The organism is Enterobacter sp. KB-221C9 (assembly GCF_041320715.1).
GTDB lineage: Bacteria > Pseudomonadota > Gammaproteobacteria > Enterobacterales > Enterobacteriaceae > Enterobacter > Enterobacter asburiae_D.
In genome coordinates, this window is sequence record NZ_JBGIWG010000004.1 from 356,755 (window position 1) to 383,527 (window position 26,773).

32 protein-coding genes and 1 other RNA gene are annotated in these 26,773 nt (G+C 53.6%); 19 read left to right on the forward strand and 14 right to left on the reverse strand.

Annotation, left to right across the window (positions count from 1 at the left end):
- The first annotated feature begins 208 nt into the window (after positions 1 to 208).
- Genes AB8846_RS07885 through AB8846_RS07895 form a run of 3 tightly spaced genes read left to right on the forward strand, consistent with a single transcriptional unit; the run spans position 209 to position 2,062 of the window.
- Entirely contained in the window at positions 209 to 736 is a 528-nt protein-coding gene (locus AB8846_RS07885) for a tetratricopeptide repeat protein (protein WP_023294382.1), read from the forward strand.
- Between the two features lie 7 nt (positions 737 to 743).
- Entirely contained in the window at positions 744 to 1,274 is a 531-nt protein-coding gene (locus AB8846_RS07890; protein WP_370732453.1) for a sigma-70 family RNA polymerase sigma factor, read from the forward strand.
- The gene (locus tag AB8846_RS07895) at positions 1,271 to 2,062 is read left to right on the forward strand and encodes an anti-sigma factor (RefSeq protein WP_370732454.1); all 792 of its coding nucleotides are present in this window, start codon (positions 1,271 to 1,273) and stop codon (positions 2,060 to 2,062) included. The genes AB8846_RS07890 and AB8846_RS07895 overlap by 4 nt, the downstream gene beginning before the upstream one ends.
- Here AB8846_RS07895 and AB8846_RS07900 read toward each other — a convergent pair.
- On the reverse strand, positions 2,054 to 2,611 hold the full coding sequence (locus AB8846_RS07900; protein ID WP_370732455.1) for a YceI family protein: 558 nt from the start codon (positions 2,609 to 2,611) through the stop codon (positions 2,054 to 2,056). The two genes, AB8846_RS07895 and AB8846_RS07900, sit on opposite strands and share 9 nt — an antisense overlap.
- Before the next feature lie 174 nt (positions 2,612 to 2,785).
- Positions 2,786 to 3,142, reverse strand: coding sequence for a hypothetical protein (locus tag AB8846_RS07905; protein ID WP_029740047.1), 357 nt, complete (start codon positions 3,140 to 3,142; stop codon positions 2,786 to 2,788).
- A gap of 406 nt (positions 3,143 to 3,548) precedes the next feature.
- Between AB8846_RS07905 and AB8846_RS07910 the strand changes: the two genes are divergently transcribed.
- Positions 3,549 to 3,863, forward strand: a complete 315-nt coding sequence (locus tag AB8846_RS07910; protein WP_059312485.1) for a hypothetical protein — start codon at positions 3,549 to 3,551, stop codon at positions 3,861 to 3,863.
- Here AB8846_RS07910 and AB8846_RS07915 read toward each other — a convergent pair.
- Positions 3,841 to 4,644, reverse strand: a complete 804-nt coding sequence (locus AB8846_RS07915; RefSeq protein ID WP_059312486.1) for a DUF4225 domain-containing protein — start codon at positions 4,642 to 4,644, stop codon at positions 3,841 to 3,843. The genes AB8846_RS07910 and AB8846_RS07915 overlap by 23 nt on opposite strands.
- A gap of 328 nt (positions 4,645 to 4,972) precedes the next feature.
- Between AB8846_RS07915 and AB8846_RS07920 the strand changes: the two genes are divergently transcribed.
- The 3 genes from AB8846_RS07920 to AB8846_RS07930 all read left to right on the forward strand — a co-directional run bounded on the left by AB8846_RS07920 (position 4,973) and on the right by AB8846_RS07930 (position 7,704).
- Positions 4,973 to 5,764: a nucleotidyltransferase domain-containing protein gene (locus tag AB8846_RS07920; protein ID WP_370732456.1), complete on the forward strand. Its 792-nt coding sequence runs from the start codon at positions 4,973 to 4,975 to the stop codon at positions 5,762 to 5,764.
- A 133-nt stretch (positions 5,765 to 5,897) separates the two neighbouring features.
- The gene (locus tag AB8846_RS07925; protein ID WP_370732457.1) at positions 5,898 to 6,674 is read left to right on the forward strand and encodes an isocitrate lyase/phosphoenolpyruvate mutase family protein; all 777 of its coding nucleotides are present in this window, start codon (positions 5,898 to 5,900) and stop codon (positions 6,672 to 6,674) included.
- On the forward strand, positions 6,658 to 7,704 hold the full coding sequence (locus AB8846_RS07930; RefSeq protein WP_370732495.1) for a bifunctional transcriptional activator/DNA repair enzyme AdaA: 1,047 nt from the start codon (positions 6,658 to 6,660) through the stop codon (positions 7,702 to 7,704). The genes AB8846_RS07925 and AB8846_RS07930 overlap by 17 nt, the downstream gene beginning before the upstream one ends.
- Before the next feature lie 141 nt (positions 7,705 to 7,845).
- Here AB8846_RS07930 and ssrA read toward each other — a convergent pair.
- Together ssrA and smpB are read right to left on the reverse strand one after the other, a co-directional pair.
- Positions 7,846 to 8,209: a transfer-messenger RNA gene (gene ssrA / locus AB8846_RS07935) on the reverse strand.
- A gap of 89 nt (positions 8,210 to 8,298) precedes the next feature.
- The gene (smpB, locus tag AB8846_RS07940) at positions 8,299 to 8,781 is read right to left on the reverse strand and encodes an SsrA-binding protein SmpB (RefSeq protein ID WP_008502505.1); all 483 of its coding nucleotides are present in this window, start codon (positions 8,779 to 8,781) and stop codon (positions 8,299 to 8,301) included.
- A 156-nt stretch (positions 8,782 to 8,937) separates the two neighbouring features.
- Between smpB and AB8846_RS07945 the strand changes: the two genes are divergently transcribed.
- Positions 8,938 to 9,375 carry a type II toxin-antitoxin system RatA family toxin gene (locus tag AB8846_RS07945; protein ID WP_024908332.1) on the forward strand — a complete coding sequence of 146 codons (438 nt, stop codon included), beginning with the start codon at positions 8,938 to 8,940 and terminating at the stop codon, positions 9,373 to 9,375.
- Entirely contained in the window at positions 9,365 to 9,652 is a 288-nt protein-coding gene (locus tag AB8846_RS07950) for an RnfH family protein (RefSeq protein WP_370732458.1), read from the forward strand. Before AB8846_RS07945 ends, AB8846_RS07950 begins: the two co-directional genes overlap by 11 nt.
- A gap of 108 nt (positions 9,653 to 9,760) precedes the next feature.
- Here the strand turns inward: AB8846_RS07950 and bamE are convergent, their stop codons facing one another.
- From bamE to nadK, 3 genes are all read right to left on the reverse strand, one after another.
- Positions 9,761 to 10,099, reverse strand: coding sequence for an outer membrane protein assembly factor BamE (bamE, locus tag AB8846_RS07955; protein ID WP_370732459.1), 339 nt, complete (start codon positions 10,097 to 10,099; stop codon positions 9,761 to 9,763).
- Positions 10,100 to 10,237: 138 nt separating this feature from the next.
- A complete protein-coding gene (gene recN / locus AB8846_RS07960; protein WP_370732460.1) occupies positions 10,238 to 11,899 on the reverse strand; it encodes a DNA repair protein RecN in 1,662 nt (553 codons plus the stop codon).
- A gap of 85 nt (positions 11,900 to 11,984) precedes the next feature.
- Positions 11,985 to 12,863 (reverse strand): NAD(+) kinase, encoded by an 879-nt coding sequence (gene nadK, locus AB8846_RS07965; protein WP_008502500.1) that lies wholly within the window; start codon positions 12,861 to 12,863, stop codon positions 11,985 to 11,987.
- Between the two features lie 122 nt (positions 12,864 to 12,985).
- Here nadK and grpE point away from each other — a divergent pair, with 122 nt between their 5' ends.
- Positions 12,986 to 13,579, forward strand: a complete 594-nt coding sequence (gene grpE / locus AB8846_RS07970; protein WP_023333122.1) for a nucleotide exchange factor GrpE — start codon at positions 12,986 to 12,988, stop codon at positions 13,577 to 13,579.
- Positions 13,580 to 13,631: 52 nt separating this feature from the next.
- Here the strand turns inward: grpE and AB8846_RS07975 are convergent, their stop codons facing one another.
- Both AB8846_RS07975 and AB8846_RS07980 read right to left on the reverse strand, forming a co-directional pair.
- On the reverse strand, positions 13,632 to 14,918 hold the full coding sequence (locus tag AB8846_RS07975) for an HlyC/CorC family transporter (RefSeq protein WP_032640969.1): 1,287 nt from the start codon (positions 14,916 to 14,918) through the stop codon (positions 13,632 to 13,634).
- Positions 14,919 to 14,936: 18 nt separating this feature from the next.
- On the reverse strand, positions 14,937 to 15,728 hold the full coding sequence (locus AB8846_RS07980) for an inner membrane protein YpjD (protein WP_063144210.1): 792 nt from the start codon (positions 15,726 to 15,728) through the stop codon (positions 14,937 to 14,939).
- A 166-nt stretch (positions 15,729 to 15,894) separates the two neighbouring features.
- Here AB8846_RS07980 and ffh point away from each other — a divergent pair, with 166 nt between their 5' ends.
- The 7 genes from ffh to AB8846_RS08015 all read left to right on the forward strand — a co-directional run bounded on the left by ffh (position 15,895) and on the right by AB8846_RS08015 (position 21,446).
- Positions 15,895 to 17,256, forward strand: coding sequence for a signal recognition particle protein (gene ffh, locus AB8846_RS07985; protein ID WP_014884878.1), 1,362 nt, complete (start codon positions 15,895 to 15,897; stop codon positions 17,254 to 17,256).
- Between the two features lie 249 nt (positions 17,257 to 17,505).
- Positions 17,506 to 17,754, forward strand: a complete 249-nt coding sequence (rpsP, locus tag AB8846_RS07990) for a 30S ribosomal protein S16 (protein ID WP_003863133.1) — start codon at positions 17,506 to 17,508, stop codon at positions 17,752 to 17,754.
- A 15-nt stretch (positions 17,755 to 17,769) separates the two neighbouring features.
- Positions 17,770 to 18,309: a ribosome maturation factor RimM gene (gene rimM / locus AB8846_RS07995; protein ID WP_029741020.1), complete on the forward strand. Its 540-nt coding sequence runs from the start codon at positions 17,770 to 17,772 to the stop codon at positions 18,307 to 18,309.
- A 31-nt stretch (positions 18,310 to 18,340) separates the two neighbouring features.
- On the forward strand, positions 18,341 to 19,108 hold the full coding sequence (gene trmD / locus AB8846_RS08000; protein WP_014832949.1) for a tRNA (guanosine(37)-N1)-methyltransferase TrmD: 768 nt from the start codon (positions 18,341 to 18,343) through the stop codon (positions 19,106 to 19,108).
- A 43-nt stretch (positions 19,109 to 19,151) separates the two neighbouring features.
- Positions 19,152 to 19,499, forward strand: coding sequence for a 50S ribosomal protein L19 (gene rplS, locus AB8846_RS08005; RefSeq protein ID WP_002914145.1), 348 nt, complete (start codon positions 19,152 to 19,154; stop codon positions 19,497 to 19,499).
- Positions 19,500 to 19,631: 132 nt separating this feature from the next.
- Positions 19,632 to 20,036, forward strand: a complete 405-nt coding sequence (locus AB8846_RS08010; protein ID WP_370732461.1) for a DUF2946 domain-containing protein — start codon at positions 19,632 to 19,634, stop codon at positions 20,034 to 20,036.
- A 39-nt stretch (positions 20,037 to 20,075) separates the two neighbouring features.
- On the forward strand, positions 20,076 to 21,446 hold the full coding sequence (locus AB8846_RS08015; protein ID WP_370732462.1) for a PepSY-associated TM helix domain-containing protein: 1,371 nt from the start codon (positions 20,076 to 20,078) through the stop codon (positions 21,444 to 21,446).
- 2 nt (positions 21,447 to 21,448) lie between these two features.
- On the opposite strand, the gene AB8846_RS08020 is transcribed toward AB8846_RS08015, so the two are convergent.
- From AB8846_RS08020 to AB8846_RS08035, 4 genes are all read right to left on the reverse strand, one after another.
- A complete protein-coding gene (locus tag AB8846_RS08020; RefSeq protein WP_121424411.1) occupies positions 21,449 to 21,934 on the reverse strand; it encodes an OmpA family protein in 486 nt (161 codons plus the stop codon).
- Between the two features lie 12 nt (positions 21,935 to 21,946).
- The gene (gene dgcN, locus AB8846_RS08025; RefSeq protein WP_370732463.1) at positions 21,947 to 23,167 is read right to left on the reverse strand and encodes a diguanylate cyclase DgcN; all 1,221 of its coding nucleotides are present in this window, start codon (positions 23,165 to 23,167) and stop codon (positions 21,947 to 21,949) included.
- Positions 23,160 to 23,711 (reverse strand): YfiR family protein, encoded by a 552-nt coding sequence (locus tag AB8846_RS08030; protein WP_228057921.1) that lies wholly within the window; start codon positions 23,709 to 23,711, stop codon positions 23,160 to 23,162. Before AB8846_RS08030 ends, dgcN begins: the two co-directional genes overlap by 8 nt.
- Positions 23,712 to 23,849: 138 nt before the next feature.
- Positions 23,850 to 24,224 (reverse strand): DUF2799 domain-containing protein, encoded by a 375-nt coding sequence (locus AB8846_RS08035; RefSeq protein ID WP_063144131.1) that lies wholly within the window; start codon positions 24,222 to 24,224, stop codon positions 23,850 to 23,852.
- 214 nt (positions 24,225 to 24,438) lie between these two features.
- On the opposite strand from AB8846_RS08035, the gene aroF reads away from it, so the two are divergent.
- Positions 24,439 to 25,509, forward strand: a complete 1,071-nt coding sequence (aroF, locus tag AB8846_RS08040) for a 3-deoxy-7-phosphoheptulonate synthase AroF (protein WP_063930426.1) — start codon at positions 24,439 to 24,441, stop codon at positions 25,507 to 25,509.
- Between the two features lie 10 nt (positions 25,510 to 25,519).
- Positions 25,520 to 26,641 (forward strand): bifunctional chorismate mutase/prephenate dehydrogenase, encoded by a 1,122-nt coding sequence (gene tyrA / locus AB8846_RS08045; RefSeq protein WP_370732464.1) that lies wholly within the window; start codon positions 25,520 to 25,522, stop codon positions 26,639 to 26,641.
- Positions 26,642 to 26,773 lie beyond the last annotated feature (132 nt).

Genomic DNA, 26,773 nt, shown 5'->3' on the forward strand with positions numbered 1-26,773 from the left:
AATTAAATATATTCTTATGACGGGTTTAAATTCTGCTATCACGCGAAAATAATAACGTTAAAACAAGGATAAAATAACCTGATTCATTTTCATTGGGGCTACGACGTCAGCATGATTTTGCGACAGCAAAAAAATTACGAGGCGCATGAATAAAAATCGCCAGTCGGGCGTTTACTGACGTCACTTCCTTCTTACCCTGGAGCTTTATATGAACACGACCTCGTTTCGTTTGATCCCGGTGCTGATTTTTTCCCTGCTGTCCCCCCTGGCGCTGGCAATGGGCAATAATAGTACCGAGAGCAAAACGCCCGACTGTCCTTCCGGACAGGTGTATGACAGCGCCACCCAGAAATGCGTGCCGGACAAGAGCAGCAGCCTCAGCGACCAGGACAAAACCAACTATGCGTACCATCTCGCAAAGAAAGGGGAATACCAGGCGGCGCTGAATCTGCTTGATTCGCTGAAAAATGGCAATACGGCTGAAGCGTGGAACTATCGCGGGTTTGCCACGCGCAAACTTGGCCGTACGGACGAAGGCATTGGTTACTACCAGCGCGCGCTGGCTATCGCACCGGATTATGCCAAAGCCCGGGAGTATCTCGGGGAAGCGTGGATGGTGAAAGGACGTCCTGACCTCGCGAAAGAACAGCTCAAGGTGATTGCCGGTATTTGTGGCCAGTCCTGCGAGGAGTACCGCGACCTGCAGGCCGCCATCAACGGCCATCCGGAATCCTGATTTTCTGGTGGAGGGTAAACACATCGCTACCAGTGAGGTTCGTCAACAGTTAGCCGCACACCTGCCGCGTCTCTGGCGCTATGGGCTGGTGCTGTCGCGAAACAGGGATATCGCCGAAGAGCTGGTTCAGTCCACCTGTGTGCGTGCGCTTGAAAGAAGCTGCCAGTATACGCCGGGCACACGCATCGACAGGTGGCTGTTCGCGATACTGCACTCCATCTGGATCTCTGAGCTTCGGGCACGACACGTTCGTCAGGGGCAGGGATTTGTGGCCAGCGACGAGCTTCTGGCGCCGGACACCCGCGAACAGGATGAGACGCGCCTGCATTACCTGAGGGTGATGCAGCGCGTCAACGCGCTGCCTGAAGCCCAGCGCAACGCGGTATTTTTGGTTTATGTCGAAGGCTTTACCTACCAGGAGGCGGCGGACACGCTGGCGGTGCCAATCGGTACCGTGATGAGCCGACTGGCGACGGCGCGGGCAACGCTTGCCAGGTCCGTCGACGCACTGCCTCCGGTAAAGGAGAAACGCTCTTGAACTCGCACCGTTTTGCACCGCCCTATAACGACGACGCTATCGTGGCATGGATAGATGGCGAGATGTGCCGCGCCGACGCGCAGCAATTTGAAGAACAGATGAAAAGTGACGAACGCCTCTCCGGGCGAACCGACGAGCTGATGAAAAGCAGCCAGGATTTCGCCGGGGCGTTTGCCTCCCTGCTGGATGACGCCCCTCTGGAGACGATGCAGGCGCGTCTGGCAGCGATTCCCGATCCACAGTCCTCCACGCCGATCGGCGTCAGTAGACGGGCGCTGATTGCCGCGTCCGTCAGTTTTTTGATGGTCGGCTCCGGGCTGGGCTACCTGATGCGGCCCGCTTCCGCGCCTTCGGATGAGAACGCCCATATTCGCGACCTGGAAGCGCAATATATGTCCCTGTACAGCGTTGAGACGCTGCTGGATATGGACAGCGCAACACCGGTCCTGCAGCGCGGGCTGGACCGGGCCGCGCAGGATATCGGCATGAAGCTGCACATGTCGCAGCTTGTCCTGCAGGGGGCAGAGCTGAAAATGGTGCGCATGCTGCGCTATGAAACCACCTCGATCGCGCAGATTGCCTGGATCAACGCCGACTACGGCCCGATGGCGCTCTGTATCTCTCCTGTTGATGAGAAGACGACGGCCTCTCTTCGCCAGGAGCAGCGGCACAGCATGAACCTGGCGTGGTGGCAGGAGGCGGGCTACCAGTTTGTCCTGATTGGCCGCAACCCGCCGTCTCACCTGCGGGGAAACGCGGAGCAGCTACAGCGGCTCATCTCAGGATGACGGCACGTCGTTCGTCTTAATCGCAATGTCGATGGCAATCCGATCGTCCACCACCAGCGCAAATTTATCCATCCCGTAGGCCGAGCGCGAGATCGCCGTCGTGGCATCCAGCGTGAGGGCCTGCGCGTGCGGGTCTTTCACGAGGGCCTCCAAGATCACCGGGCGGGCAATGTTGCGCACGATCAGCGTGCCGAACACCCTGAACCGCCCGTCGCCCTGGGCGACCACGCGAGAGCTGATGAACTCGATAGTCGGGTAGCGCTCAGATTCAAAAAACATGTCGCTTTTCAACTGCCAGGTGAGCAGCTTGTTTGAGGCCACGAGAGTCGCTACGGGAATGGTAACGTGAATATGGTCGTCGACGTCCTTTTCCGGGTTGAGCGTGACGGCGCCCGTCACGCCGCTGAACGTCGCCCATGAGAGGATGCCGCCGAAGGCATGCCAGGATAGCCGAATGTCGGTGTTATCGGTGTCGATAATGTAGCTCTTCGGGGCTGCCATCGCCCACGGACAAACCAAAACAAGCACTATCACCAGGCGTCGCAGCATCTCAGGATCTCTTTTAGGGGGGCAGGGAGTAAACGCATTACCTCCGGGATCTATTCGGCTTTGTTGACATTATTTCAACCGGAGCGCGATAACCGGACCTGGTGACAAGTGTAGCCTTGAGAACGCAGAGAAGTGGGGAATAAAAAAGGCCGCGTGCGCGGCCTTTCGAAGGGATTACTCAGTGACTTTCTTTTCCAGCTCGCTGGCACCTTCTTTGGTTTTGTTCCAGCCTTTCTCAGCGCCTTCTTTGGTGGCATCCCACCCTTTCTCAGTGCCTTGTTTGGTTTTATGCCAGGCTTTCTGGGAATCTTCGCTGACCTTGCTGCCCAGGCTCTCGCTTTTGCCTTCAGCAGCATGCTTCTGTTTCAGCTTCAGCTCTTCACCTTTGTTCTGCTCTTCGTGCAGTTTTTGCTTCGCCTCGTTGGCGTTTGCGTTCGCCGCAGCGACGGTATCGTCAGTTGCATGTGTGGTCGCAGCAAATACTGGGGAAGCCAGCAGAACGGCAGATAATGCGATAATTGTTTTTTTCATAATATCCTCATTTAACGTTATCGGTTATGAGCGTGATTCAGCATGGCACAGGCGAAGCGGGATGGCTTTAGGAAAAAACTGTAATGAGATCAATGTGCCCTGATGCGGAGTATTTCGCCTGAGAATTATCCAAAGGATAAAAAGCCTATTTCAGCAAGGGCGGCGAGGGTGAGGAGAATGAAGATTATGATGGTTATGGGTTTGTACATGGTTGCGGTTCCTTCCGGGTTGAGGCGGCTAATCCGTAGCGCTGGGTGGTGTGGGTAATTTTGCACAGGAGGGGGGAGAGGGTGTTGATGTTTGTCAAAGGGATGGGGGGTAACAATATAAACTACTGGTCAATTGGCCGGTTTTTTTTTGCAAAGATCACGGTATACTGGCTTTGATTAGAGGGAGGAAGAATAGTATGGCGATAACGGAAGAAACGTTGCTTAGATCGGGTTTCACCAAAGAAGAGCTACAAAAGCTTAAACGCTATGTTGATACACAAAGTACTACTTTGGATATTTTGCTTCCTGCACTTTCAAACCGTTTTAAAGGTACTTTCATTCTTTCAATCGTACTCACTGTTCTGTTCATCCTGGCGGTGTGCTTCGCTTCGCGCGAAAATATCATCTCATCAGGTGTTGCTGTACTATTTATCTTTGGCATCTTCTGTTGGATGACTCCCCTGAAATTAACGTATAAAGCCTGGCGTTTTACGAGGGATTATTATCAATAGACAGTAAGTCAAAAACAATTTTTGCGTTTATGCCGTATCCAATAATTTTCATAGTCAATTTTGGCCGACTCATTGAGTCCATTTTTCTGTAAAAATCTGACCGCATGAAATAAAATAGACGCCAGGAACCAGGTTTTCGAAGTAAACCGAATACGCTGTATGCATTTGCGGCAAGGCTTACCGTTTTATATGCAGCCAGGCCAGTCTCACCGCGAAATCCCATAAATTCAGCAACCGACATCGCTGTGTCAGCAACAAATCCTTGCGAACCAGGTTTGTTCAGTAATTGATTATTAACTTCTCTGGATACGGTATTAGCCGCATCAATAACCAGTGTGGCACCTAACAATACACCGACAGGTGTCATTGAGCTTGCAAGGATCAATCCACCTGCGGCTTGTAACCCAGCAAAAACAACCTGTACAGCTGAGATAACATAGCCAACAACTTTGTTGTTTTCCTTGATGAACTCTACCCTGGCATAAAGCTGGGCGGCTTTCGTTCTGAGCAGACGATCTTGTTCCAGAAGATTTTCGTTCTCTGCCCGAAGATTTTTTATATAGGAAATCCCTTCTTCGTCGGATTTCGCTTTGCGCGCAAGAGAAAATTGCTCAGTGACAAAAGACTTAATGTCTTCCATAAACTGAATTCTGGTGAGTCCGTCCTTGAGATGGTTAGCCGCTACTATATTTGCAGTATTGATGAGTTTACGAGCTTCCAGATTAATCATGGTCGCTGACCATGCGTTAGTCCGTTGTCCTGTAAGAAGTGAAATATCCATTTTACCCTCATGAACCAGTTATGACAGCACAGGCCAAAAGCATATAACAATGTTTACTCGTTTGCATATTGTTCTTGCAGTACAAGGGCAACGCAGAGGGTGTGTCATAATCTCATAAAGACTGCTTTGTTGCCTTTACTGGTAAGACTATGTCAGTCATATATCGGAATAATCGACGATGGCCAGAAATTTCTCCGAATTTACAGGGCAATATAACGCATCGGGAGAACCCTCTTAGGACACTATTGTTCCTGCAAAAATATCTGGCCTGCCTATACACAGCGCGATATTCTGTAATGCTTTGTCTTTTTTGTGAACAGGAAAAAGTATGCTAAGTACGTTACCCGATTTACACAGAAATTTTGCAGAGCAACTCAAGCTTAAGTTTCAGTCTGACTCGCGGATTCACTCCCTTCTCGCTGGCGGCTCGCTTGTTCATGGCGGGTTCGATAAATACTCCGACCTCGATTTTGTCGTTGTGGTAGACCCTCTCTACTATGACGAAGTCTTGGCACAGCGTATTGTCCTCGCCGGAACACTGGGCCATCTGCTCCATGCTTTCACCGGAGAACATGTCGGAGAGCCTCGTCTGCTTATCTGCCTGTATGGCCCCGAACTCCTTCACGTCGATCTGAAATTTGTCACCCTGGAAATGCTCACTCAACGCGTTGAAGAGCCAGCAGTGCTGTTTACCCGTGATAGCCGGGCTCTGGACCGTCAACTGGCAAAATTTAGCGCTCACTGGCCTAATATGACGCCGGAGTGGTTTGAGTCCAGAGCCTGGATCTGGCTTCATTATGCGGTGGTGAAGCTGGGAAGGGGCGAACTCTTTGAAGCGATTGGTATGCTGTCATTCTTCCGGGAGCAAGTGCTGGGACCTATGCTTTTCCGTCGTGCAAATCTTCCGCAACGTGGGGTTCGCCGCATTGAATTCCTCAGCATTGATCCTGATGGTCTGCTTATTTCCACGCTGGCAACGCACGATCGTGACTCCGTCAGCATGGCCATCAGAAAGGCTGCTGACGCTTATATCACTCTGCGGGCGGATGCGCTGCCGGAAAATATCGCAGACGATGCGGCACATTGGGCGGTCCTTGCCATGCTGAAAGCTGGAACCTGACCCTGAAAGGTTTTGGTCTGCTCCGCCTCCGCGTTCAGACGACCTTTGCTAAAAAAATGGTTGTCTGAATTTCGGTTGTGAGGTTCTTACTCAATGCTTAGATTCATTTTCAATCTATCGAGAGGATATGAATATGAACTTTGCAGAACTCCATTATCAGCATGAGCCTCTTCTTATCGCCAACGTCTGGGATGCCGCCAGTGCTGTCGCAGCGCAAAAAGCAGGCTATCAGGTACTGGGAACATCCAGTGCAGCTATAGCGTCCACACTAGGATATGAAGACGGGCAGGGAGTGCCGTTTGATGAGTTATTTTATATGGTCACCCGGATCAGGGCTGTCAGCAACCTGCCATTGAGCGTTGACATGGAAGCAGGATATGGTGATTCAGCCGAAGAGATAATAGCCAATCTGAGGCGCCTTGCTCAGACAGGCGTCGCGGGCGTTAACCTCGAAGACAGCAGAGTCATAAACGGGGGGCGTCATCTCGACGATGTCTCTGATTTTTCCCGTAACCTAAGAACAGTATGCGATGCGCTGAGAAGCGAAAATTACAGCCTGTTTCTGAACATCCGGACTGACACGTACCTTCTCGGGCATGAAGATGCGTTGCAGGAGACGATATTACGGGGTCAAAGATATAAAGCTGCAGGTGCTGACGGCCTTTTTGTTCCCTGCCTGACGTCAGAGAGAGGCATCAGCCTCATTGCAGAGGCAACGGGTCTGCCTCTGAATGTCATGTGTATGCCTAATCTTCCATCATTCGGCAGGCTGAAATTGGCCGGGGCAAGCCGCATTTCAATGGGCAATTTTGTTCATTCAGCCATGCAGTCAACGCTGACTGATGTCATGCATGCGATCCGATCTCGTCAGACGTTTGAAGGACTTTTTGGTGATGAAAATAACCGATAAGAATTTGTGCGATATCTGGTATCAGGCATTACTTGAACGTGCTTCAGAATATACTGGCGTGTTTTTTGTTGGCGTCAAAACCACTGACGTATTCTGCATTTCGGTATGCCGGGCGCGAAAGCCTAAACGTGAAAATGTCGAATTTTATAAAGATGCCAAATCTGCCCTGGCGGACGGCTTTCGTCCCTGTAAGGTCTGCAGACCTGCGGAAAATGCGCACAGCGCGCCATTATTCGTTGAGCAGGCGCTTGCGCTTGTCAGGCGCGATATAAAATCCCGCGTAACAGACGCGGAGCTTCGTCAGCATGGAATCAGCCCGGAGCGGGTAAGACGCTGGTTTCTGCAACATCACGGCATCACTTTCCAGGCTTTCCAGCGAATGCAGCGGGTGAACGTTGCCCTGCAGGAGCTGAAAAGCGGACGAGCGGCGACTGACGTTGCGCTGGACAATGGCTATGAATCCCTGAGCGGGTTTGGTTACACCTACAAGCGGCTTACTGGCGCAGCGCCGACTCAGGCAACCCAGGTGATAGTCATTCACCGGTTTACCACCACGCTTGGGCCTATGTTTGTCTGCGCGACAGAGCGGGGAGTCTGTCTGCTGGAGTTTACCGATCGCCGGATGTTAGAAACAGAATTTCGCGATATCCAGCGTTTATTTAACGCCAGAATTGTTACCGGAGAAAACAGCCATACCCGGCAGACAGTAAAAGAGATCAGCGAGTATTTTGCCGGAACCCGTCGAAAGTTCGATCTCTCTGTAGATGCTCCGGGCAGTGATTTTCAACAATCTGTCTGGCACGAGCTGCGTGCCGTTCCCTATGGACAGACTTCACACTACCAGGCCATTTCGCTACGGCTTAATAAGCCAAATGCTGTGCGCGCCGTCGCTGCAGCTAATGGTGCAAACCGGATTGCGATTGTGATCCCCTGTCACAGGATAATTGGAAAAGAGGGGGCGATGACAGGTTACGGAGGGGGGATTTCACGCAAAGAATGGCTCATTGAGCATGAGAGAAACAACGTTTAATGGCGTAATGCTGCAGTGTAGCCGGAAAATTTTACGGACTTCGCGGGACAAATTCAAGGCACAAAAAAGCCCGCAGGGCTTGCGCCGTGCGGGCTCTTAGGACTTCATCGGATGACTCTGGTAATCACCGATGGAGAATTTTGGTGGAGCTGGCGGGAGTTGAACCCGCGTCCGAAATTTCTACATCCTCGGTACTACATGCTTAGTTTGTCTTTACATTCGCACGCCAGCTGCGGACAGACACGCCACTAACGAACTAGCCTGATTAGTTTTAACGCTTCAACCCCAGGCAGGGCTTCCACGCGATCTCTTTTGGGTTTGACCTCTCTTTGATCCCCGTCTTAAGAGCGGAAGCTAGGGAGAGAGGGCTCAGAGCAGGTTATTAAGCTGCTAAAGCGTAGTTTTCGTCGTTTGCGACTATTTTTTTGCGGCTTTTAACGAGGCAAACCGCCCCTCGGCATGCACCTTGGGTTTCGCAAATCCCGTCGAATCCAGAATCAGCCCCAATAGTGTTGAACTAAGTATACCAGATTTCACTTCCTGGATACCAGCCCGGAACGCTAACTTATTGAATAGTACAATAAGTGTGCAGAATCAACGTCCTGCGTTTTTCATGATGCGCGCTTTGTCCAACTGCCACTCGCGCTCTTTCAAGTCAGTACGTTTGTCGTGCTGTTTTTTACCCTTCGCGACGCCAACTTTCACTTTGCACCAGGCGTTTTTCCAGTACAGCGACAGGGCGACCACGGTGAAACCTTCACGGTTGATGCGTCCGTAGAGGGATTCCAGCTCACGCTTGTTCAGCAGCAGCTTGCGGGTGCGCGTTGGGTCACACACGTAGTGTGAAGAGGCGACGGTCAGTGGCGTAAAGTTCGCGCCAAACAGGAAGGCTTCGCCATCTTTCAGGATCACGTAGCTATCGCCGATGTTGGCTTTCCCGGCGCGCAGCGATTTTACTTCCCAGCCCTGCAACGCAAGGCCAGCTTCGAATTCTTCTTCAATGAAATACTCGTGGCGAGCACGCTTGTTGAGCGCAATGGTCGCCGAGCCTGGTTTATGTGCTTTTTTCTTCGTCATAAGTGTCGTAAAGCCGTCGGTAATCTGATTTCAAAAAGTCACCTCATTGCGTCCTGTGAGGTCTAACGCGCTATCTTAGCACGAGATGAGGCTTAGCGTTTTTTTAACAGGTGATAAATGTTATTATTTGTCCGTTGTGTGACCATGGGAAATGCTATGCCTCAGATTAGCCGTACTGCGCTTGTGCCTTACAGCGCGGAACAAATGTATCAGTTAGTGAACGATGTTCAGTCTTATCCAGAATTTATTCCGGGGTGCACCGGGAGCCGCGTTCTGGAGTCCGGCCCGACGCAGATGACCGCGGCGGTGGATGTCTCCAAAGCGGGGATCAGCAAGACGTTCACCACCCGCAATACGCTGACCAGCAATCAGAGTATTTTGATGCATCTGGTGGATGGTCCGTTTAAAACCCTGATGGGGGGCTGGAAGTTTACGCCGCTGAGCGCTGACGCCTGTCGCATCGAGTTCCAGCTGGACTTTGAATTTACCAATAAGCTGATTGAGCTGGCGTTTGGCCGCATCTTTAAAGAGCTGGCGTCCAATATGGTTCAGGCGTTCACTACCCGCGCCAAAGAGGTTTACAGTGTCGCATAAGATAGCTGTAGAAGTGGTGTACGCGCTGCCGGAGAAGCAGTACCTGCAGCGCGTGACGCTGGAAGAGGGCGCGACCGTCGAGGCGGCTATCCGCGCGTCCGGCATCCTTGAGCTTCGCAACGATATCGACCTGGCGAAGAATAAGGTTGGAATTTACAGCCGTCCGGTGAAGCTGGGTGATGTGCTGAAAGAGGGCGATCGGGTGGAGATTTATCGTCCGCTGATTGCCGATCCGAAAGAGCTGCGTCGTCAGCGTGCGGAGAAAGCGGGTAAGTAGCGCTTTCTCCCCCGGTGGCGCTTCGCTTACCGGGGCTACGATTCTGCGTAAGAATTCAGATACAAAAAAGGTGCTCATTGAGCACCTTTTTGCATTTCTGACTTCTGATTATTTGGTCAGGGCAGGCTTGTTGTCGATGTTGGTTAACACACCGGCGCTGCTAAAGGTCAACGTCAGGGTCTGCTGGGTCGCATCTTCGTGGCCCGGCTTCTGACGGAATACATAGAACCAGGTGTTAGTGCCGAACGGATCGGACATCATCGGGGTTCCCAGTGTATAAGCGACCTGCTGTTGTGTCATCCCCAGACGGATTTTGGACACATCGTTAGGGGTAAGGTAGTTCCCCTGGTTGATGTCAGGACGGTAAACCACTTTCTCCAGAGTGGAACAGCCTGCGGTCAACATCAGAAGAACCGCTGCGGCAGCGGTCAGCATTTTACAACGCATAGTGATTTGATTCCTTTTCGGGCCCGAGCAGAACGCGGCTCATATGTAATATGCCGATGATAATAGACCTTGCCCCACTTTGAAACCGGTCTGGCGGCGTTTTTGTTGTTCTGTATGACCCTGAGATCCCGAAAAAGTTTATGCCGCCAGCAGTTCTTTCGCGTTCGCGAGCGTGTTACGCGTGACTTCGCTGCCGCCGAGCAGGCGTGCCAGCTCCTGCAGACGCGCGCGTTTATCCAGCGGCTTCATGTGCGTTTCGGTCATTTCACCGTCGGTTTCTTTGCTGACGATAAAGTGATGATGACCACAGCCCGCGACCTGCGGCAGGTGGGTGACACACATCACCTGCGTTGATTCGCCTAGCTGGCGCAGCAGTTTACCCACCACCGCCGCCGTTGGGCCGCTGATACCGACATCCACTTCATCGAAAATCAGCGCCGGGGTTTCCATTTTACGCGCGGTAATCACCTGAATCGCCAGCGCAATACGCGACAGTTCACCGCCGGAGGCCACTTTGGAGATAGCCTGCAGCGGCTGCCCCGGGTTGGTGGTGACGCGGAACTCGATGCGGTCCGCACCTTCCGCCGTCAGGTGGTTCTCTTCAAAGCGGACATCAATGGTGAAGACGCCGTGCGGCATCGCCAGCGTGTGCATGCTGTCGGTGATGTGCTGGCTTAGCTCCTTGGCGTAATGCTGACGGATTTCATGCAGCTTTTGTGCTGTCGCCAGCGCCTGTTCATGGTGCAGGTTCACCGCTAGAGAGAGGGTTTCCTGTGAGTCAGCCTGATCGTCAAGCTGCTGCTGTTCTTCCAGCAGAGACTGATAGTAGCCCGGCAGCTCTTCCGGCGTGACGTGGTGCTTGCGCGCCAGTGAGATCTGACGGGAGATACGCTGCTCCAGCTCAAACAGACGGTTCGGGTCGAGATCCAGACGTTCACAGTAGTGTCGCAGTTCGTCGCTGGCTTCGGAGATCTGAATCGCCGCTTCTTCCAGCATATCCAGGACGCCAGAAAGCTTGCTGTCCATGCCGACCAGTTCGGTAATCAGCTGGCGGACGTTATACAGCTGGCCTTGCAGGTTCACGTCTTCGCTATCCGCCAGCAGGTTGAGCGCATTCTGGCTGGTTGAGAGCAGGTGGCCGCTGTTCGCCAGACGCTTGTACTCTTCGTCGATTTGCTCAAACTCACCCGGCTGCGGGTTGAATTCGTTCAGCTCTTTGAGCTGGTACGCCAGCAGCTCCGCACGTGCGGCGCGCTCCTGGCTTTGCTGCTGGTGCTGAGCGAGCTCGCGGCAGCTCTGATGCCACTGGCGATAATGCTCCGCCATAAGCTGAGTAAGCGCATACTCACCCGCATAGCCATCCAGCAGCGCTTTTTGCTGTTCTGGTTTGACGAGTTGCTGGTGCGCGTGCTGGCCGTGGATTTGGATAAGCAGCTGGCCGAGTTCGCGAAGCTGGGAAAGCGGAACCGCCGTGCCGTTGATAAAGCCACGTGAACGACCGTCGCTGCTGATCACGCGGCGAAGTAAACACTCACGTCCATCTTCAAGCTGGTTCTGTTCCAGCCAGCGCTGGGCGGCAGGGGTGTCTTTCAGGGAGAAGCGGGCGCACAGGTCGGCACGGTTTGCGCCCATGCGCACCATATCGCCCTCTGCGCGGCCGCCAAGGCACAAGCCGAGGGCATCAATGGCAATGGATTTACCTGCACCGGTTTCCCCGGTGATCGCCGTCATGCCGCTGTGGAAATCGATCTCAAGCTCGCGAACAATGGCAAAGTTGCTGATGGTCAGTTGTGCCAGCATAATTGTTTTCCTGTATGAAAAACCATGACTGTTTTTTCATACAGTATAAACTGGTTTTATATACAGTAAAGTACTGGATGCAAAATCAGAACAATTTTTTTGACCAGCCAAGCTTCGAGCTTAATGTGTTGAAATAGCTGTAATCTTTCGGATGAATCAAATTCAGGTGGTAATCACACCGACGAATCAGAACATCTTCACCTTCCTGGATCGGCAGCGCTATCTGGCTGTCGCAGCTGATCTCCAGGTCGTTACGGCGGTGCGAGAAGCGCAGACGTATCGTGCTGTCGCCGTTGATGACCAGCGGGCGGGCGGAGAGCGTGTGCGGGAACATTGGCACCAGGGTAATGGCGTCCAGTGAGGGCGTCAGGATCGGGCCGCCGGCAGAAAGCGAGTAGGCGGTTGAGCCGGTCGGGGTGGAGATAATCAGCCCGTCAGAACGCTGGGAGAAGGCAAAGATTTCGTCGATGTAGACTTCGAACTCGATCATGTGCGCCACTTTACCGGGGTGAAGGACCACCTCGTTAATCGCGGTGCTGATGCGCTTTTGGCAATCCTGCTGGCACACCTGCGCTTCCAGTAAAAAGCGTTTTTCACTGATATAGTGGCCTTCCAGGACGTCGGCCAGCTGCTGTTGCGCATTGTCCGGGTCAAGGTCGGTTAAAAAGCCGAGATTGCCACGGTTGATGCCGATGACCTTTATGTCATAGCGCGCCAGCGTGCGGGCCGCACCGAGCATGTTGCCGTCGCCGCCCACCACCACGGCGAGATCGGCCTGTTGGCCAATTTCCGCCAGCGTGCCGGTTTTGACGCTCTTTAGCTGCAGCTCCTGGGCAATCTGCTGCTCGACCATCACTTCATAGCCTTTGCTACACAACCAGCGATACAACATTTCATGTGTCGTTAGTGCGGTAGGGTGACGCGGATGCCCGACGATCCCAATACACCTGAAATGATTATTCATTTTCTGGAGGTCCTTGTGCCTGATGAATGATGACAATCTGTCTTGTTCCCTTGAATCCCGGAAACTGATCCCCATAATAAGCGAAGTTAGCGAGATGAATGCAGAAAAACGCGGAGAAATTCATGAGTAGTAAAGAACAGAAAACGCCTGAGGGGCAAGCCCCTGAAGAAATTATCACGGAACAGCACGATGAAGTTGAGGCTGTAGAGCCAGACGCATCTGCTGAGCAGGTGGACCCGCGCGATGAAAAAATTGCGAATCTGGAAGCCCAGCTGGTAGAAGCACAGAATCGCGAACGCGATGGTGTTCTGCGCATCAAGGCGGAAATGGAAAACCTGCGTCGTCGTACCGAGCAGGACGTTGAGAAGGCGCATAAATTTGCGCTGGAGAAATTCGTCAACGAACTGCTGCCGGTAATTGATAGCCTCGATCGCGCGCTGGAAGTGGCTGACAAAGCAAATCCGGACAACGCGGCGATGATCGAAGGTATCGAACTGACGCTGAAATCCATGCTCGACGTAGTGCGTAAGTTTGGCGTGGAAGTGATTGCCGATACCAACGTTCCGCTGGATCCAAACGTTCACCAGGCGATTGCGATGGTGGAGTCCGAAGAGGTGGAAGCCGGTAAGGTGCTGGGCGTAATGCAGAAAGGTTACACCCTGAACGGCCGTACCATTCGCGCTGCAATGGTGACCGTGGCGAAAGCGAAAGCGTAATTTGCCATTCGTAGTGCCGGGTGGAGGCGTTCGCCTCACCCGGCCTACAGCCTTACTCAGCGATACTTTCGCGCAGGGGTTTCACGGGCAGGACTTTCACCTGCTTAATCATGTTGTCCTGTACGTCCAGGATATCAATATCGTACTGCTCGATGCGCACCCGCGTGCCCGCCGCGGGGATCTCTTCCAGCGCTTCCAGAATCATCCCGTTAATGGTTCGAGCCTCATCTTCCGGCAAATGCCAGTTAAAGGCTTTGTTGAGTTCACGAATGTTCGCGCTACCGTCAATCAGCACCGAGCCGTCGTTTTGCGGGGTGACCTCTTCCGCGAGGGAAGGCGACATTGACGTGGTAAAGTCCCCGACAATCTCTTCCAGAATATCTTCGACCGTCACCAGCCCCTGAATATCGCCGTACTCATTGACCACCAGGCCGACTTTCTTCTTGTTGCGCTGGAATTTCACCAACTGCGTGCTGAGCGGGGTCCCTTCCGGCACGTAGTAAATCTCGTCGGCGGCGCGCAGCATCACCTCTTTGGTAAACTCTTTTTTCTCGGTCATCAGACGGTAGGCTTCGCGCACGCGCAGCATGCTGATGGCGTCATCCAGCGAGTCGCGATAGAGCACAATGCGCCCGTGCGGGGAGTGCGTCAGCTGGCGAACGATGGCTTTCCAGTCGTCATTGATGTCGATACCGACGATTTCGTTACGCGGCACCATGATGTCGTTCACGCTCACTTTTTCCAGATCCAGAACCGACAGGAGCATGTCCTGATTGCGTCGGGAGATCTGCGAGCGGGATTCATGCACGATGGTGCGAAGTTCTTCTTTGCTGAGCGCACTGCTGATGGTGACATCGGCCTTGATTCCCACCATGCGCATCAGTACGCGCGTCACCATGTTCAGCAGCCAGACCAGCGGCATCATCAGGATCAGCAGCGGTGCCAGCAGGAAGCTGCTCGGGTAGGCGACTTTCTCAGGGTAAAGCGCGGCGATGGTTTTCGGCAGCACTTCGGCAAACACCAGCACCACGAACGTCAGCACGCCGGTGGCAATCGCCACCCCGGCGTTGCCGTACAGACGCATCCCGACGATGGTACCGAGGGCAGAAGCAAGAATGTTGACGAGGTTGTTGCCGATGAGCACCAGGCTTATCAGGCGATCCGGCTTGCGGAGCAATTTTTCAACGCGACGTGCGGCACGGTTACCCTGCTTAGCGCGATGACGTAACCGGTAGCGGTTTAAGGTCATCATGCCGGTTTCCGAGCCGGAGAAATAGGCGGAGATGACCACCATGACGATCAGCGTAACGATCAGCGTGGTGGTGGAGATGTGTTCCAGGGGGAACTCCTTTGTTTCTTAGCCAGCAAATTGCTGTATGAAGCGGCTGCCAAAATAGGCAAGGGTGAGAATGCCCGCACCCGCGACGTTGAACCAGACCACGCGACGGCCGCGCCAGCCTTCATGATAATGGCCCCATAACAGGACAATATAGACAAACCACGCGATGATGGAGAGCACCGCTTTATCGATGTTCTCCACGCTGAACAGGTTCTTCATGTAAAACAGGCCCGTGCAGAGCGTCAGCGTCAGCAGCACCACACCCACCTGGGTGATGTGGAACATCTTACGCTCAATGACCATCAGCGGCGGCATTTCATGGTTAAACGCCAGCTTTTTGTTTTTCAGCTGGTAGTCAATCCAGGCGAGCTGCATGGCGTAAAGCGCGGCGATGATAAGCGTCGCGTAGGCAAAGAGCGACAGGCCGATATGCACCAGCATCCCCGGGGTGGCCTCAAGATGCGTAATGAATTCATTAGGCATAAAGGTGGCGAGAGCCAGATTGATCAGCGCGAAGGTATAGATAATCGGCAGCAGCAGCCAGCCGCGATTTTTAGACGCGACGATGGTCATTACCGTACAGATCATCAGGCTGACCAGCGAGCCGACGTTGAGGACGCTCAGGTTTTGCACGCTGCCGTCGCCGGGAATGATGCGTGATTCCAGCGCAAACGCGTGGCTAATCAGTGCGATCACCGCGGAAAGAATAGCCATGCGCCGCCAGCCGCTGTTTTTTTGCAGCAGTCCGGGAACGATCAGCGCGAGGCTGACAGAGTAGGCAACAAGGGCGATCAGTGCGAAAACAGGCATATAGGCATCGACAGTTGTCTTAATAAGAAAGAGAAGCAGTATAACGTTACGTGACGCCTGCTCCAACCGTTGCATAACAACAAAGGCGCCTTCATGTTATACTCCGGCAAAATTCTGTGTATGTGTCGCCCATGGCGGCCCAACGTTTCTACTCAGGCGAGAGACAATGTTTGATAATTTAACCGATCGTTTGTCGCGCACGCTGCGCAACATCAGCGGCCGCGGACGCCTTACTGAAGAGAACATCAAGGAAACGCTGCGCGAAGTGCGCATGGCGCTGCTGGAAGCAGACGTCGCGTTGCCGGTTGTTCGTGATTTTATCAACCGCGTAAAAGAGAAGGCGGTTGGTCATGAAGTTAACAAGAGTCTGACCCCGGGTCAGGAGTTCGTCAAAATCGTTCGTAACGAACTGGTTTCGGCGATGGGCGAAGAGAACCAGGTGCTTAACCTGGCGGCTCAGCCTCCGGCCGTGGTGCTGATGGCGGGCCTGCAGGGTGCGGGTAAAACGACCAGCGTCGGTAAGCTGGGTAAATTCCTGCGCGAAAAGCACAAGAAGAAAGTGCTGGTGGTGTCTGCGGACGTCTATCGCCCGGCGGCGATCAAACAGCTGGAAACCCTGGCCGAGCAGGTCGGCGTAGATTTCTTCCCGTCCGACGTGGCGCAGAAGCCTGTCGACATCGTTAACGCGGCTCTGAAAGAAGCGAAGCTGAAATTCTACGACGTGCTGCTGGTGGATACCGCCGGTCGTCTGCACGTTGACGAAGCGATGATGGACGAGATCAAGCAGGTGCATGCCTCTATCAATCCGGTAGAGACCCTGTTTGTTGTCGACGCCATGACCGGTCAGGATGCGGCGAATACCGCGAAAGCATTTAACGAAGCGCTGCCGTTAACCGGCGTGGTGCTGACCAAGGTGGACGGTGACGCCCGCGGCGGTGCGGCGCTCTCCATTCGTCACATCACCGGTAAGCCGATTAAATTCCTCGGCGTGGGTGAGAAGACGGAAGCGCTGGAGCCGTTCCACCCGGATCGTATTGCCTCCCGTATCCTCGGCATGGGCGACGTGCTGTCGCTGATCGAAGATATCGAGAGCAAGGTTGACCGCGCGCAGGCCGAGAAGCTGGCCAGCAAGCTGAAAAAAGGCGACGGTTTCGATCTCACCGACTTCCTTGAGCAGCTGCGTCAGATGAAAAACATGGGCGGCATGGCCAGCCTGATGGGCAAACTGCCGGGCATGGGCCAGATCCCTGACAACGTGAAAGCGCAGATGGATGACAAGGTGCTGGTGCGTATGGAGGCGATCATCAACTCGATGACCCTCAAAGAACGCGCTAACCCGGACATCATCAAAGGTTCCCGTAAACGCCGTATCGCAGCCGGTTGCGGCATGCAGGTGCAGGACGTTAACCGTCTTCTGAAACAGTTCGACGACATGCAGCGCATGATGAAGAAAATGAAGAAAGGCGGTATGGCGAAGATGATGCGCGGTATGAAAGGAATGATGCCTCCAGGATTCCCAGGACGTTAATCGGCCTGGCTTGTTTGCCATTTTGACGCCGGGGAGTGCTCGAAATGCTCACGTACTACGTGTACGCTCCGCTTTCTGCGCGCTCGCCGACGCCAAACTGGCTGCACCGCCGACGGCCTTTTACAGCAGACTTATCAACTGCTGATTGCATTTTCCCCAAAAATCAGTAAAATTTTCGGGCTTTTAATATGACACCCGGGCTCCGTTCCTCGATGGGGCCCGGTTGTTTTATTCACACAAGAGGATGTTATGGTTACTATTCGTTTAGCTCGTCACGGCGCTAAAAAGCGTCCGTTCTACCAGGTTGTTGTTACTGACAGCCGTAATGCACGCAACGGTCGCTTCATCGAGCGCGTTGGTTTCTTCAACCCACTGGCCGCTGGCGCAGAAGAAGAAACTCGTCTGGATCTGGATCGTATCGCTCACTGGGTTGGCCAGGGCGCTACTGTTTCCGATCGCGTTGCTACGCTGATCAAAGCAGCAAACAAAGCAGCTTAATCTGTCACGGTGGTCATGATGAGCAATAAAGCACCTGTTGAACCGATCGTATTGGGAAAAATGGGTTCTTGCTACGGTATCCGTGGTTGGCTCAGAGTGTTTTCCTCCACTGAAGACGCTGATAGCATTTTTGATTACCAGCCCTGGTTTATCCAGAAAGGCGGTAAGTGGGAAGAGGTCGAGCTGGAAAGCTGGCGTCACCACAATCAGGACATCATCATCAAGCTGAAAGGCGTTGACGATCGTGATGCCGCGAATGCGCTGACTAATTGTGAAATTGTCGTGGATTCGTCGCAGTTGCCACAGCTGGAAGAGGGCGACTACTACTGGAAAGACCTTATGGGTTGCCAGGTAGTCACTACTGAAGGCTACAGCCTGGGGAAAGTCATCGATATGATGGAAACCGGGTCAAATGACGTTCTCGTCATTAAGGCAAACCTGAAAGATGCATTTGGCATCAAGGAGCGGTTGGTTCCGTTCCTCGATGGACAGGTTATCAAGAAAGTCGATCTTACTACTCAAACCATTGAAGTAGATTGGGATCCTGGTTTTTAAATTCTCCGGATAAACGGTAAAAGACGGCGCTATGTGGATTGGCATAATTAGCCTGTTTCCTGAAATGTTCCGCGCGATTACCGATTACGGGGTAACTGGCCGGGCAGTAAAGAATGGCCTGCTGAGCATCCAGAGCTGGAGTCCTCGTGACTTTACTCATGACCGGCACCGTACCGTGGACGATCGTCCTTACGGCGGCGGACCGGGGATGCTAATGATGGTGCAACCCTTACGGGACGCCATTCACACAGCAAAAGCCGCGGCAGGTGAAGGCGCAAAGGTGATTTATCTGTCACCTCAGGGACGCAAGCTTGATCAAGCGGGCGTGAGCGAACTGGCGACGAATCAAAAGCTGATTCTGGTCTGTGGGCGCTACGAAGGGATAGATGAGCGCGTAATTCAAACCGAGATTGACGAAGAATGGTCTATCGGCGATTACGTTCTCAGCGGTGGTGAGTTACCCGCAATGACGCTGATTGACTCCGTCGCCCGGTTCATTCCGGGGGTTCTGGGCCATGAAGCTTCGGCAACGGAAGATTCCTTTGCCGATGGGTTGCTGGACTGTCCACACTATACTCGTCCTGAAGTGTTAGAAGGGATGGAAGTACCGGCGGTGTTACTGTCTGGAAACCATGCCGAGATACGTCGCTGGCGTTTGAAGCAGTCGCTGGGCCGAACCTGGCTTAGAAGACCTGAACTTCTGGAAAACCTGGCTCTGACTGAAGAGCAAGCAAAGTTGCTGGCCGAGTTCAAAACTGAACACGCGCACCAGCAGCATGAACATGATGGGAATGCGTAATACGCTCCCGAATATCAGTTTACCCAGGATAAGAGATTAAATTATGAGCAACATTATTAAGCAACTTGAACAAGAGCAGATGAAGCAGGACGTACCTTCCTTCCGTCCAGGTGACACCGTGGAAGTGAAAGTATGGGTTGTTGAAGGTTCCAAAAAACGTCTGCAGGCATTCGAGGGCGTGGTTATCGCTATTCGTAACCGCGGTCTGCACTCTGCATTCACTGTTCGTAAAATTTCCAACGGCGAAGGCGTTGAGCGTGTCTTCCAGACTCACTCTCCGGTAGTTGACAGCATTGCTGTTAAACGTCGTGGTGCTGTACGTAAAGCTAAACTGTACTACCTGCGTGAGCGTACTGGTAAGTCTGCTCGTATTAAAGAGCGTCTGAACTAAGATTCGCTTAAGCGACATCCTGTTAGAAAGGGCTGGCCGAAAGGCTGGCCCTTTTTTTATCCCTGCGCATTTCTCACGTTAACCCTTTTGTCATAAATCATTTACAATGCTTGCCTCTTGAGTGGAGGAGAAGTGGATAACGTACTGCATCAGCCTAACCGGAAACGCGCAGCGGCATTGACCGCGCTGTTTGCGATCCTGCTGATCGTGGTAGCGCCGCTTATCTCCGTCTCGTTGCAGAAAGATCCCATGAGCGCGATGCCGGGCATGCATCATGACATGAGCATGATGTCGATGGATGAGCATCACGGCAATACGCCGCACACGATGCCTCTCGACCATGCAGAAGCGTGCGGCTACTGCGTGCTGTTAGCGCATGTCCCTGGCGTGATGCTGGCGCTGATCGTCCTGCTCAGCGTGATGCTGCAGAGGCTTCGCGTTAAGCCGCCGCGCCAGGCGGTCAGTCACTGGCACTTTTTCCCCTGGCTTTATCCTGATACCCGCGCGCCGCCGCGGCAGTCTGCTTTTTCCCTTTAAAAAATAAATCGATAACTTACTGCCTTAAAAAGGAAAAGTATGACTACCTGCACTCCGCGCGCGGCATGGGGAAACCTGCTGCGTCGCCTCCATTTCTACGTTGGGCTGTTTGTCGGCCCGTTTATCTTCTTTGCCGCGCTGACCGGGACGCTGTATGTGGCGACCCCGCAGCTGGAGAATGCGCTCTACCGGCACGCGCTCCACACGAATGCCGTGGGCGAGCCGCAGCCGCTGGCGGAACAAATTGCCGTGGCGGAAAAAATCGTTGGATCAGATTTACGTTTGCACGCCGTGCGTCCGGGGCTGGCTGAAGGTGAAACCACCCGCGTGATGTTTGCTGACCCTGCGCTTGGGCCATCGGAAAACCGGGCTATCTTCGTGGATCCGGTAAGCCTGGCGGTGCTGGGAGATATGACGGTATACGGCACCAGCGGGATTTTACCGCTGCGTCAGACCATTGATTACCTGCATACCTCTCTGATGCTGGGCGACGTCGGGCGACTCTACAGCGAGCTTGCGGCCTCCTGGATGTGGGTTGCCGCGCTGGGCGGTGTTGCCCTGTGGTTTTATACCCGACCCAAACGGCGGATCAATAATCGCTTCCAGAATCGACGTCGCCTGCACGTGACGCTGGGCTGGAGTCTTCTGGGCGGAATGCTGCTGTTCTCAGCAACCGGGCTGACCTGGTCCCAGTGGGCTGGCGGGAACGTTGACAGGCTGCGGGCAGAGATGAACTGGCTGACCCCGCAGGTGAACACGACGCTTTCCGGCCAACATGAGATCGTGGATGAACATGCCGAACACCGTGGCCATCACGGCGGAATGATGATGCCGGAAATGGCGATGGATTTGACGCAGTTTGACGGAGTGTTAAACGCGGCGCGTAACGCAGGGATTGATGCCAACAGGCTAGAGATCCGCCCGGCGAAAACGGCGGATCGCGCCTGGACGGTGACGGAAATCGATCGCAGCTGGCCGACCCAGGTCGATGCCGTTGCGGTTGATCCTTCTACGATGCAGATCCTGGACAGAACCCGTTTCGAGGATTTCCCGTTAATGGCAAAACTGACCCGCTGGGGCGTGGATTTCCATATGGGAATATTGTTCGGGCTGGTGAATCAGCTGCTGCTCGTGGCGTTCGGCCTCGCCCTGTGCGTGCTCATCATCTGGGGTTACCGGATGTGGTGGATGCGTCGTCCGGCGCAATCGGCCGTGGATCCGGTGCAGACGCTTTGTCAGAGCTGGCTGGCGCTGTCCGGGTGGGGAAGAGGGGTTACGGTGGTAATCTGCGTACTGCTGGGGCTGGCCTTGCCGGTCATGGGCGTGAGCCTGGCGCTGTTTATTCTGGTGGACTGGCTGCGCTGGCGAGCGGCAACCAGGGTGACGCTCGCCGAACCATCCGCTAAATAACCCTATGGCGTGCTGATAACCACTGCGACGCGGCGATTTTCAGCGCGCCCTTGCGGGGTACTGTTGCTCGCAACCGGGTATTTTTGACCTAATCCCTGAGTGGTGAGATTGCTGCGTGGGATATTTGCGCCCTTCGCCCAGGCATCGGCCACGGCATTGGCGCGTTTTAACGACAGCGCTTCGTTGTAGCTTTCTTCACCGTAATTATCCGTGTGACCGTCCATTCGCGCGTGGTTCAGGCCGGTTTCCGCCAGGCGGGAGGCCATGGACTGGATCTGCGTTTCACTTTCCGGGCGCAGTCTGGCGTCATTTTTATCAAACAGGATAGTGTCCGACATGCCAAGCGACCAGTCACCGTTCAGTTCGTTAAAACCGTAAGACTTCATCGCCGCAATTTGCTCAGGAGTGAATTTGCCTTCCGGCGGCGACTGACAGCCTGCGAGAACCAGTGAGGCCAATAGTATCGGCGCGAAGTAACGTTTTAACATAGTGTATCCTTTCTAACTTATTGTTTTCGTACGCTGGTTTTTCACCTGGTACATATTGCGGTCAGCCCTCTCCAGTAATGCTTCCACGGAAGCATTTTCCCACGCCAGAGCAAAGCCAATGCTGAGTGACATTGATGCTTTTTGTCCGTTATGAAGATCAAACGGACGGATAAACTGCTGCGAAAGCGCAGCACAAATGTGTTGAACCTCAAGCTCAGAGTGCACGCCGTACAGCACCATGGCGAATTCGTCACCGCCAAGGCGGTATGCCTGGTGACGTTTGTCGCCAAACTCCATCATCCGGCTGGCGACTTCAATCAGCACGCAGTCTCCCGCCGCGTGTCCCCAGGTGTCGTTAATAAACTTAAAATTATCACCGTCGAGGAAGAGCAGGGCCGAGTTTGTTTTGGCTGAAGGGTCGTTCATTAAGGCCGCAATGCTGTTACGAAACGCTGCGCGGTTGGCAAGACCGGTGAGCGGGTCGTGCATGGCGGTACGCAACAGCTGGGCGTTTTTCGCCTGGAGCTTCAGCTGCCACTCTTCCATCTCATCCAGAAGGCTGTTGAAGTCTTCACCAAACTGGTGAAACTCTTCGATACGCCCGTCTTTCACCCGGCGGGAGAAGTTGCGGTTAGTACGAACGTCATGCACGACGTCGGTAATGTTTTGCAGGGCCGTGACCATGCCGTGATGCAAAGACTGGGTAATGGCAAGCGCGACGACGGTAGCAAAAAGAATGCAGCCGGTCAGCACTGCAAACGACATCCAGATGAAATGACTGATGAGACTGTCGCGCGCGGTAAGGCGGATTTCGCCGATCATTGCACCGTTATGCATGATGGGCTGCGCAACCGGTACGGGGAAAAGCCAGCGGCTGACCAGCGCGCCCAGCGTGTCGTTGTTATCTTCCGGGTTCCAGGACCAGTAGGCAAACCGCTTTTTATGCGCGTTGATAACCTCGGCCTGGGCAAACTGGCCCTGTTTACCCAGGGCTGCGAGCGTTTCGTTGGCCGCCAGGGAATCGTTGAAGACCAGTGAGGCTTCCAGGCTGTGGCTCATTGTGGCGCCGGTTAATTCGAGATTCTTTTGCGCGTATTGTTTTAAGGTTACGACGGAAGCAAAACAGAGCAACAGCCATATTAACGTCATCGTGATGATGACGCTTATCATGCTGTTTCGCCTCAACGTTCTTTTAAACGTCGGACGCGGCGTTGAAGTGAAATCTTTATCCATGCTGCTTATTCCGTGCAAGCATTAATACATCCGGATTGACTCTAACGCCACTGCGCGTCAATGCATCCAGATTGACGGAGAACCGAACCTGGCCGCGATCGATTATCAGGCAAAAGGCACTGCCAATTACGCATTCCGGATTTTGCTCTGAGATTAATAGCAATGCTCTGCCCTGATATTGACTTATTAATTCAAGTTGTTTTGCCGGTGATTCAGACCCGAAATAAATTGCATCGCACGTCGCGGCCAGGGCTTCCCGATCGTTACGTACAATAACGGGAGTATAAGGTAACTCGCTATGGCCTTCATCGCCGCTGAGGGCGTGCGTATAGTGAGAAGTGGCGTAGACGCAGAGTTTAGGCTGCCCGGAAAGTGACGGCCATCGCGTATAGCTCACAATGCCTGAGACAATCGAACGTACCGATTTATCCGTTTCCGTAAGTGTGCCTGCCGCCGCAGGGCCCACCATAAGGAACAGCATTAACACCAGAGTGAGTCGGAAAAAAGAGATCAAGAATAAATTTCTCACCAGAATCCGCCACATCGCTCCGGAAATAGATGTCCTTAAGAGTTGCGGGCAGAATACCATTGTTTGTCAGAGCCGTCATTATGTCAGAAATAGCCTGAGGCCGACCTAAGCTAAATCTTACTGTTGCTTATTTTCCGGTGGATAAAAATAGCCTTAATTCAGCCTGCTGGATTGCATACTTTCATCCATCCCTTTCTGCCATGACGCACGCAGTTTTGTCGCGTTTTCGGCAGTATCGCAGCTGGCAGGGAAAGATTTGCCGGCTAAACCCCACGCGTGAATAAACCCTTCTTCGCAGACTTTCTTCTGACCATCGGCATAGCCGCGAAGATATTCACTACGATCAACGTGTGTGTCGTTAAAACTATCGGCCAGGGCCTGGTTATCTTTAACCGGCAGGCCATTCATGGCGTCTTCTTTACCGGCATCAAACCAGGATGGGCTGGTCCAGTCGGGCTGGAAGGTGTAAGGATTGATCTGACAGCCCGTTAAAAACAGCGACAACAGCGCGAGAGCAATTGAACGCATAGCCATTCTCCTTTTTTCTTCAGCATAGCCTGGCTAAAGAAAATCTGTCTGTAATTTAAAGTTTACGTTTTTATTGGCTGATTTTTGCAATAAATCGGCTTGTGTAAACTAATGTGTACGTATTTTGGATTGAAATGTTTACTTTTTATGGTATCGTGGTTTCACCTCATTGAGGAAAACAACTATCGCAAACGAGCTTTACAGGATCGCCATCATGCAAAAAGACGCGCTGAACAACGTACATATCACTGATGAACAGGTTTTAATCACCCCGGACCAGCTGAAAGCGGAATTTCCGCTGAGCGTCGCGCAGGAGGCTCAGATCGAGCACTCTCGCCAGACCATTTCTGACATTATCGCCGGCCGCGATCCGCGCCTGCTGGTGGTATGCGGTCCTTGCTCTATTCACGATCCTGAAACCGCCATTGAGTACGCTCGTCGATTTAAAGCATTAGCGGAGGAGGTCAGCGATAGCCTCTATCTGGTGATGCGCGTCTATTTTGAGAAGCCGCGTACGACCGTCGGCTGGAAAGGGTTGATTAACGATCCGCACATGGATGGCTCGTTTGATGTGGAAGCAGGCCTGAAGATTGCGCGTCGCCTGCTGGTGGAGCTGGTTAGCATGGGGCTGCCGCTGGCAACCGAAGCGCTGGATCCAAACAGCCCGCAGTACCTGGGCGATCTGTTCAGCTGGTCCGCGATTGGTGCGCGTACCACGGAATCGCAAACCCACCGCGAGATGGCGTCTGGCCTGTCGATGCCGGTTGGCTTTAAAAACGGTACCGATGGCAGCCTGGCGACGGCGATCAACGCCATGCGCGCTGCCGCCATGCCGCACCGTTTCGTCGGTATTAACCAGGCGGGCCAGGTATGCCTCCTGCAAACGCAGGGCAACCCGGACGGCCATGTGATCCTGCGCGGCGGGAAAGCACCTAACTACAGCCCGGCGGACGTGGCGCAGTGTGAAAAAGAGATGGAGCAGGCGGGACTGCGCCCGGCACTGATGGTAGATTGCAGTCATGGTAATTCGAATAAAGATTACCGTCGCCAGCCTGCGGTTGCGGAATCCGTGATCGCACAGATCAAAGATGGCAACCGTTCGATTATCGGTCTGATGATTGAGAGCAACATTCATGAAGGCAATCAGTCATCTGAACAACCGCGCAGCGCAATGAAGCACGGCGTCTCCGTGACGGATGCCTGCATCAGCTGGGAGACGACCGATGCTCTGCTGCGTGAGATCCACCAAGATTTGAACGGCCAGCTGGCGACGCGTCTGGCTTAAGAGGTTAGTTATGGTTGCTGAATTGACCGCACTGCGCGATCAAATTGATGAAGTAGATAAGGCGCTGCTGGACCTGCTGGCGCGCCGCATGGCGCTGGTTGCCGAAGTCGGTGAGGTGAAAAGCAAATACGGCCTGCCGATTTACGTTCCGGAGCGCGAAGCCTCAATGCTGGCCTCCCGTCGTAAAGAGGCGCAGGCGCTGGGCGTTTCGCCAGATCTGATTGAGGATGTTCTGCGTCGCGTGATGCGGGAATCCTACTCCAGTGAAAACGACAAGGGCTTCAAAACCCTCTGTCCGTCCCTGCGTCCGGTGGTGATTGTCGGCGGGGCAGGACAGATGGGGCGTCTGTTTGAAAAAATGCTGACGCTTTCTGGCTATCAGGTGCGCATTCTGGAAAAAGAGGGCTGGGCGCATGCTCCGGAACTTATGAAAGATGCCGGGATGGTTATCGTCAGCGTGCCGATCCACGTGACGGAGCAGATCATCGAAAAGCTGCCTCCTTTACCGATAGACTGCATCCTGGTGGATCTGGCCTCCGTCAAAAATGGTCCGCTGCAGGCCATGCTGGCTGCGCATACGGGCCCGGTGCTGGGTCTACACCCGATGTTTGGCCCGGACAGCGGCAGCCTGGCAAAGCAGGTGGTGGTTTACTGCGACGGTCGTCAGCCGGAAGCCTATCAGTGGTTCCTGGAACAGATTCAGGTATGGGGTGCGCGACTGCACCGCATCAGCGCGGTCGAGCACGATCAGAACATGGCGTTCATTCAGGCGCTGCGTCACTTTGCGACGTTTGCCTACGGCCTGCATCTGGCGGAAGAGAACGTGCAGCTTGAACAGCTGCTGGCACTCTCTTCACCTATCTATCGTCTGGAACTGGCGATGGTCGGGCGCCTGTTTGCTCAGGATCCGCAGCTTTACGCGGACATTATTATGTCCTCCGAGAACAACCTGGCGCTCATCAAGCGCTACTATCAGCGCTTTGGTGAAGCCATTACGCTGCTGGAGCACGGAGACAAGCAGGCGTTTATCGACAGCTTCCGCAAGGTTGAGCACTGGTTTGGCGATTACGCGCAGCGTTTCCAGAGTGAGAGCCGGACGCTGTTGCGCCAGGCAAATGACAGTCGCCAGTAATGCGATGATGTATATACTGAAAGCCAGCAATGCTGTTTTAATATTAGACGCAATCCCATGAAACAAAAGGATTTGTTTCTAATGATGTCCACACATCGTCCACACATCGAAAAAAACGTCCACGGGACGTAT

Bases quoted from the DNA above. Each gene is read 5' to 3' on its own strand.
- AB8846_RS07885 (WP_023294382.1), top strand. From the start codon at position 209: ATGAACACGACCTCGTTTCGTTTGATCCCGGTGCTGATTTTTTCCCTG.
- AB8846_RS07900 (WP_370732455.1), bottom strand. From the start codon at position 2,611: ATGCTGCGACGCCTGGTGATAGTGCTTGTTTTGGTTTGTCCGTGGGCG.
- AB8846_RS07905 (WP_029740047.1), bottom strand. From the start codon at position 3,142: ATGAAAAAAACAATTATCGCATTATCTGCCGTTCTGCTGGCTTCCCCA.
- AB8846_RS07910 (WP_059312485.1), top strand. From the start codon at position 3,549: ATGGCGATAACGGAAGAAACGTTGCTTAGATCGGGTTTCACCAAAGAA.
- AB8846_RS07915 (WP_059312486.1), bottom strand. From the start codon at position 4,644: ATGGATATTTCACTTCTTACAGGACAACGGACTAACGCATGGTCAGCG.
- AB8846_RS07920 (WP_370732456.1), top strand. From the start codon at position 4,973: ATGCTAAGTACGTTACCCGATTTACACAGAAATTTTGCAGAGCAACTC.
- AB8846_RS07925 (WP_370732457.1), top strand. From the start codon at position 5,898: ATGAACTTTGCAGAACTCCATTATCAGCATGAGCCTCTTCTTATCGCC.
- AB8846_RS07930 (WP_370732495.1), top strand. From the start codon at position 6,658: ATGAAAATAACCGATAAGAATTTGTGCGATATCTGGTATCAGGCATTA.
- smpB (WP_008502505.1), bottom strand. From the start codon at position 8,781: ATGACGAAGAAAAAAGCACATAAACCAGGCTCGGCGACCATTGCGCTC.
- AB8846_RS07945 (WP_024908332.1), top strand. From the start codon at position 8,938: ATGCCTCAGATTAGCCGTACTGCGCTTGTGCCTTACAGCGCGGAACAA.
- bamE (WP_370732459.1), bottom strand. From the start codon at position 10,099: ATGCGTTGTAAAATGCTGACCGCTGCCGCAGCGGTTCTTCTGATGTTG.
- recN (WP_370732460.1), bottom strand. From the start codon at position 11,899: ATGCTGGCACAACTGACCATCAGCAACTTTGCCATTGTTCGCGAGCTT.
- nadK (WP_008502500.1), bottom strand. From the start codon at position 12,863: ATGAATAATCATTTCAGGTGTATTGGGATCGTCGGGCATCCGCGTCAC.
- grpE (WP_023333122.1), top strand. From the start codon at position 12,986: ATGAGTAGTAAAGAACAGAAAACGCCTGAGGGGCAAGCCCCTGAAGAA.
- AB8846_RS07980 (WP_063144210.1), bottom strand. From the start codon at position 15,728: ATGCCTGTTTTCGCACTGATCGCCCTTGTTGCCTACTCTGTCAGCCTC.
- ffh (WP_014884878.1), top strand. From the start codon at position 15,895: ATGTTTGATAATTTAACCGATCGTTTGTCGCGCACGCTGCGCAACATC.
- rpsP (WP_003863133.1), top strand. From the start codon at position 17,506: ATGGTTACTATTCGTTTAGCTCGTCACGGCGCTAAAAAGCGTCCGTTC.
- rimM (WP_029741020.1), top strand. From the start codon at position 17,770: ATGATGAGCAATAAAGCACCTGTTGAACCGATCGTATTGGGAAAAATG.
- trmD (WP_014832949.1), top strand. From the start codon at position 18,341: ATGTGGATTGGCATAATTAGCCTGTTTCCTGAAATGTTCCGCGCGATT.
- rplS (WP_002914145.1), top strand. From the start codon at position 19,152: ATGAGCAACATTATTAAGCAACTTGAACAAGAGCAGATGAAGCAGGAC.
- AB8846_RS08015 (WP_370732462.1), top strand. From the start codon at position 20,076: ATGACTACCTGCACTCCGCGCGCGGCATGGGGAAACCTGCTGCGTCGC.
- AB8846_RS08020 (WP_121424411.1), bottom strand. From the start codon at position 21,934: ATGTTAAAACGTTACTTCGCGCCGATACTATTGGCCTCACTGGTTCTC.
- dgcN (WP_370732463.1), bottom strand. From the start codon at position 23,167: ATGGATAAAGATTTCACTTCAACGCCGCGTCCGACGTTTAAAAGAACG.
- AB8846_RS08030 (WP_228057921.1), bottom strand. From the start codon at position 23,711: ATGTGGCGGATTCTGGTGAGAAATTTATTCTTGATCTCTTTTTTCCGA.
- AB8846_RS08035 (WP_063144131.1), bottom strand. From the start codon at position 24,224: ATGCGTTCAATTGCTCTCGCGCTGTTGTCGCTGTTTTTAACGGGCTGT.
- aroF (WP_063930426.1), top strand. From the start codon at position 24,439: ATGCAAAAAGACGCGCTGAACAACGTACATATCACTGATGAACAGGTT.
- tyrA (WP_370732464.1), top strand. From the start codon at position 25,520: ATGGTTGCTGAATTGACCGCACTGCGCGATCAAATTGATGAAGTAGAT.